Annotated in this window: 4 protein-coding genes, 2 tRNA genes and 1 pseudogene; 1 reads left to right on the top strand and 6 read right to left on the bottom strand. The window is 62.3% G+C overall.

The genetic code is table 11. The features are described from left to right. The coding region (locus A3764_RS19675) for a LacI family DNA-binding transcriptional regulator (protein WP_150122321.1) at positions 1-279 on the bottom strand (279 nt) is incomplete at its 3' end. 142 nt (positions 280-421) lie between these two features. Between A3764_RS19675 and A3764_RS19670 the strand changes: the two genes are divergently transcribed. Further along, positions 422-498 (top strand) — tRNA-Arg (locus tag A3764_RS19670). Between the two features lie 116 nt (positions 499-614). On the opposite strand, the gene A3764_RS19665 is transcribed toward A3764_RS19670, so the two are convergent. The 5 genes and pseudogenes from A3764_RS19665 to A3764_RS19645 form a co-directional block, all read right to left on the bottom strand. Next, positions 615-691: transfer RNA gene (locus A3764_RS19665), tRNA-Pro, on the bottom strand. A gap of 116 nt (positions 692-807) precedes the next feature. Next, positions 808-1914 carry a 3-isopropylmalate dehydrogenase gene (gene leuB / locus A3764_RS19660; RefSeq protein WP_067921265.1) on the bottom strand — a complete coding sequence of 369 codons (1107 nt, stop codon included), beginning with the start codon at positions 1912-1914 and terminating at the stop codon, positions 808-810. Positions 1915-1978: 64 nt separating this feature from the next. After that, on the bottom strand, positions 1979-2863 hold the full coding sequence (locus tag A3764_RS19655; protein ID WP_082850972.1) for an endonuclease/exonuclease/phosphatase family protein: 885 nt from the start codon (positions 2861-2863) through the stop codon (positions 1979-1981). 107 nt (positions 2864-2970) lie between these two features. Continuing rightward, positions 2971-3807, bottom strand: coding sequence for a hypothetical protein (locus tag A3764_RS19650; RefSeq protein WP_067921263.1), 837 nt, complete (start codon positions 3805-3807; stop codon positions 2971-2973). A 282-nt stretch (positions 3808-4089) separates the two neighbouring features. Continuing rightward, positions 4090-4396: pseudogene (locus A3764_RS19645) on the bottom strand (3-isopropylmalate dehydratase small subunit); the annotation flags it as partial.

The following is a 4396-nucleotide window of genomic DNA, read 5'->3' as shown; positions in this document are numbered from 1 at the left end:
CTCAAGCACCTGATTGATGCCGTTCAGCACCTCGGGGAAGACCATGTTCGACAGCGACGGGATGATCACCGCCACGAGGTTCACCCGCTGGGACGCCAGCGAGCCCGCGATCTGGTTCGGAACGTAGCCGAGCGCCTTTGCCGCGGCGAGCACCCGGCTGCGGGTTGCTTCGGACACATCGCCCTGCTTGCGCAGGACGCGGCTGACCGTCATTTCCGACACGCCGCACGCATCGGATACGTCGCGCAGGGTAAGCGGGCGTTTGTTGGCTTCTGTCAAAGGGATGATCCTGCTGCTTGTTCATTTGAAGCTACTGCATCTGGCCGACTTTGCGCAAGCGGGGTGCACGGGTGCGGCAGCCCCAAATTTCTTTACCGAATGAGTGGCGCGGTCGCCCCGCCTGGGCTAGACAGGCGCCCAAGGCCCTGTGGCTCAACTGGATAGAGCAGCCCCCTCCTAAGGGGCAGGTTGCAGGTTCGAATCCTGCCAGGGTCACCATGCCGCTCCGCACTCGGTGGGACAGGGCCGCGCCTCGCTCCTTCACCCTTTCACAAATACTCACGGCGCGACGCTTCGCCTAAAGACGACGCCGGTGAAGAGGGACATGGTGAAATTGGTCGGGCTGAGAGGATTCGAACCTCCGACCCCCTGCTCCCGAAGCAGGTGCGCTACCAGGCTGCGCTACAGCCCGACCGTGCAGCAGCGCATAGGCGTTCAGTGCCCGAATGGCAAGCGAAATGCGGCGGCTGGGGCGGATAGGGAGGTGTTTCGCGGGGCAGACCGTCGCGGCCTGCCCCGGAAGAATTATCAGAGGCTCGCGTCGAGCGCTTCGAGGATGGCATCGCCCATCTCAGAAGTGGAGATCGGGCTGCCACCTTCTTCGCCCATCAGGTCCGCTGTGCGCGCGCCTTTGGCCAACACGGCTTCGATCGCGTTTTCCAGCCGCGCCGCTTCATCGCCCTTGTCGAAGGAATAGCGTAGCGCCATGGCAAAGCTGAGGATGCAGGCGATCGGATTCGCCTTGCCCTGTCCGGCGATGTCGGGTGCGGAACCGTGAACGGGTTCGTAGAGCGCCTTCGGGCGGCCATCGGCATTCGGTGCGCCCAGTGAAGCGGAGGGCAGCATGCCGAGCGAGCCGGTCAGCATTGCCGCACAGTCGGAAAGGATGTCACCGAAAAGGTTATCCGTCACGATCACGTCAAACTGCTTGGGTGCGCGGACGAGCTGCATCGCGCCGTTGTCCGCATACATATGGGTCAGCTCAACATCGGGATAATCGGCATCATGGACGCGCTGGACGACTTCGCGCCACAGGATACCGCTTTCCATGACGTTGGCCTTTTCCATGGAACAGACCTTGTTCGACCGCCGCCGCGCGAGTTCGAAGGCGGAGCGGGCAACGCGCTCGATCTCGCTTTCCGTGTAGCGCTGGGTATTGATGCCGACGCGCTCGTTGCCTTCTTCGAAAATACCGCGCGGTTCACCGAAATAGACGCCTGAGGTCAGTTCGCGCACGATCATGATGTCGAGCCCAGCGACCACGTCTTTCTTGAGCGATGAGAAATCGGCCAGCGCATCGAAGCACTGGGCAGGGCGCAGGTTAGAAAAAAGGTCCATTTCCTTGCGCAGGCGCAGCAGGCCGCGTTCGGGCTTTACCGAGAAATCCAGATCGTCGTACTTCGGCCCGCCGACGGCGCCTAGCAGAACGGCATCGGCGGCGAGCGCCTTGGCCATCGTGTCGTCGTGCAGGGGGGTGCCGTGCTTGTCATAGGCCGCACCGCCGACAAGGTCGTGCTCCACGTCGAAGGCGAGATCGCGGTTCGCGCCGAACCAGTCGATGATCCGGGTGACCTGTCCCATGACTTCGGGGCCGATGCCGTCGCCGGCGAGGATGAGCAGCTTGGGGGTGGCCATCGAATTCTCTCCTGATCTGATGTCGATAGCGGCGTATCGCGCGCGCCCGAGAGGGTCAAGAACGCTAGCGGGTCAGGTCCGCCCAGATCAGGGCGTGGCGGCTCGCTGCGGTGTTCGATTTCTGGCCTGTCCGCAGCACGGTGAGCGCCTTGGAAGGCAACAGGTAGTCCACGCGCATGGGGCCGGTCTGGTCCCATGTAACGGTCGGGATATCTGACATCGGGTCCTGCATGGCCGGATGGGCAAGAAGCGCCGCGATGGCGGCCCGGCGGCCCGCTCCGCGGTGCGGATCGAGGTTTGCATCCCCAAGCAGGATGAAGCGTTCATGGGGTGGCGGGCCGAATTCACCATCCAGAAGCAGGTTCCAGAATCGGATTTCATCATGGTTCCGGCGTCCGTTGCGGTCTTCCGGCCCGTCGAAAACGGGGGGCGCTGCATGGAAGGTCAGCAGGTCGATCCGCCCGAAGTGTGGCACCTCGATCGGTACCACCCAATGTCCGCGAGAGGAAAGTCGCTGTATGTCGAGCGCTGCGGTGGAGGGGAAGGGGGTGCCGTCGACCTTTGGCGGGATTCCCCCCGGCAGGTCCACCCAGCGAAGCGCGGAGAAGTCCCGCAGCTGTTCCGCAATCACCGGATGGCGCGAAAGGATCGCCATCGCGTCCGCCCCGAAAAATTCACCGTAGCCCTGCGCATCGCCCGGGCCGCCTTTCCTTCCATCTCCGTCGAGGTCGAAATCCGTGGCAAGGCCCGCGTTCGAGGGGAGGGCGAAGCGGTGTGGGTAATCAGGCCCGCCCCCTTTGACAATCGCCTCGGCGAGCGCGTGCAATGCGGCACGCTCCAAATCATAGTCGATGCCCTGAAGAACCAGCACATCCGGCGCGGCGGCGGCGATGACCCCGATGGCAGCATCTACTTGAGCATCACCGCCCCGCTGGATGTCGCGCAGCAAAAGCCCGGGGCCCGCGCGCGAAAGCTCGGTATTGTAGGTGGCGATTCGAAGCGGTTCCGCCGCAGCGGGCAGTGCCGCCCATAACCAGAGCGTCGCAAGGGCGACCGTCAGGCGGCCTGCAAGGTATCCTGCGCGTCTGCATAGGCGCGCCGGCGCTTGTCCTGGATGAGTTCTGCCACCCGGTTCAGGGCAATGCCGCGCATGATCATGCTGGCGGGAAGAAAGGCCCATGCGCTTATCGTCCAGATCAGGGTCTGCGGTGTCTGCAGCGTGATCGGTATTATCAGATCAGAGGTGCCCTTGACTACGGCGGGGATCACGAAGGGCAGCAGGAACCCAAGGGCGATGTTGATCCGGGCATCCCTTTGCAGCCTGTGCATCACGTCACCGCCCGCGGTGGGGTCGAAAAGCGGCAGGTTGACCCAGACGTTGAAGGCGCCGTTGCGCACCGGCCAGCCAAGGAACCGTACCAGCACGACGAAGACCCCCATCGCCAGAAGCGAGATGAGATAGGCAAAACCGGCGGAGGTGCGAATCAGGGCGACCAGATCGGCATCCGCGTCTTCAGGCAGCATCAGAACGATGAGGCGCACGGGGGAATACGGAAAATCGAGCGTATTGCCGAGGATCGTTCCCAGTGAGGTCAGCCCAGCGGTCAGCAGGGTCGGTTCGCTCAGCCCCTTTTGCAGCACTGCCAGCAGAAAGACCGTGAAGAACAGCGTCAGGAACCGCAGCCGGTTGAACGGCGCAGCATCGCGGAATTCTACGATGCTGGGGAAATTCGAGTTGTACTCGACAAAAGTCAGCGAAAAGGCGAGCAGCGCCACGAGGACCGTGATCTGGCTGCTGTCCGCCGCTACGCCGGGAAGCAATAGTGCAGGGGTTGCGATGAGCAACGCCACAAGGAAACCGCGCGTCGCAGCGCCTGTCATTCGTCCGATCAAAGTTCCACCCTTTCAAACTGGCCAGCCACGGTACTTTGCCGCAGTCTTGTTCCAACTTGATGCTCCCATTGGTATAGGAGCTTGCCTCATTATTGCCCAAATTGTGCCTTCATTTCCCCCATGTCTCAAGACGTTGGGCGGCCGATGCCATGCAGCGGGGCGATTTGCATGCCTCGGTGCGGCGTTCTTGCATCTATTCGGGGAGGGGTGGTTGCGGGGTCGCAACATTTTGTGGGGCCGTCACCGGCACCCACAAGTTATTTCTTAACGGCAGTGCCTTGATCAGACCCAGGGACGGGACTGGGAGGCGGAGGCCTCGAAGCTTTCGATCGATGCCGCCTTTTCCATCGTCAGGCCGATATCGTCCAAGCCATTCATCAGGCAGTGCTTCTTGAACGAATCGATCTCGAACGAAAACGTCTCACCGTCCGAGGTGGTGACCGTCTGCGCTTCGAGGTCGATCGTCATCCGGGCGTTGGCGCCTTTTTCGGCGTCTTTCATCAGCACATCGACCTGCTCCTGCGGCAGCGCGATGGGCAGGATGCCGTTCTTGAAGCAGTTGTTGTAGAAAATGTCCGCAAAGCTGGGC

Source organism: Sulfitobacter sp. HI0129, from assembly GCF_001635395.1.
GTDB lineage: Bacteria > Pseudomonadota > Alphaproteobacteria > Rhodobacterales > Rhodobacteraceae > Sulfitobacter.
Note: the sequence above shows the minus strand (reverse complement) of the source record. Positions and strands in the feature narration are given on the sequence as shown.

What these genes read in the sequence shown, in the direction of transcription:
- leuB (WP_067921265.1), bottom strand. Translation starts at nt 1,914, where the DNA reads ATGGCCACCCCCAAGCTGCTCATCCTCGCCGGCGACGGCATCGGCCCC.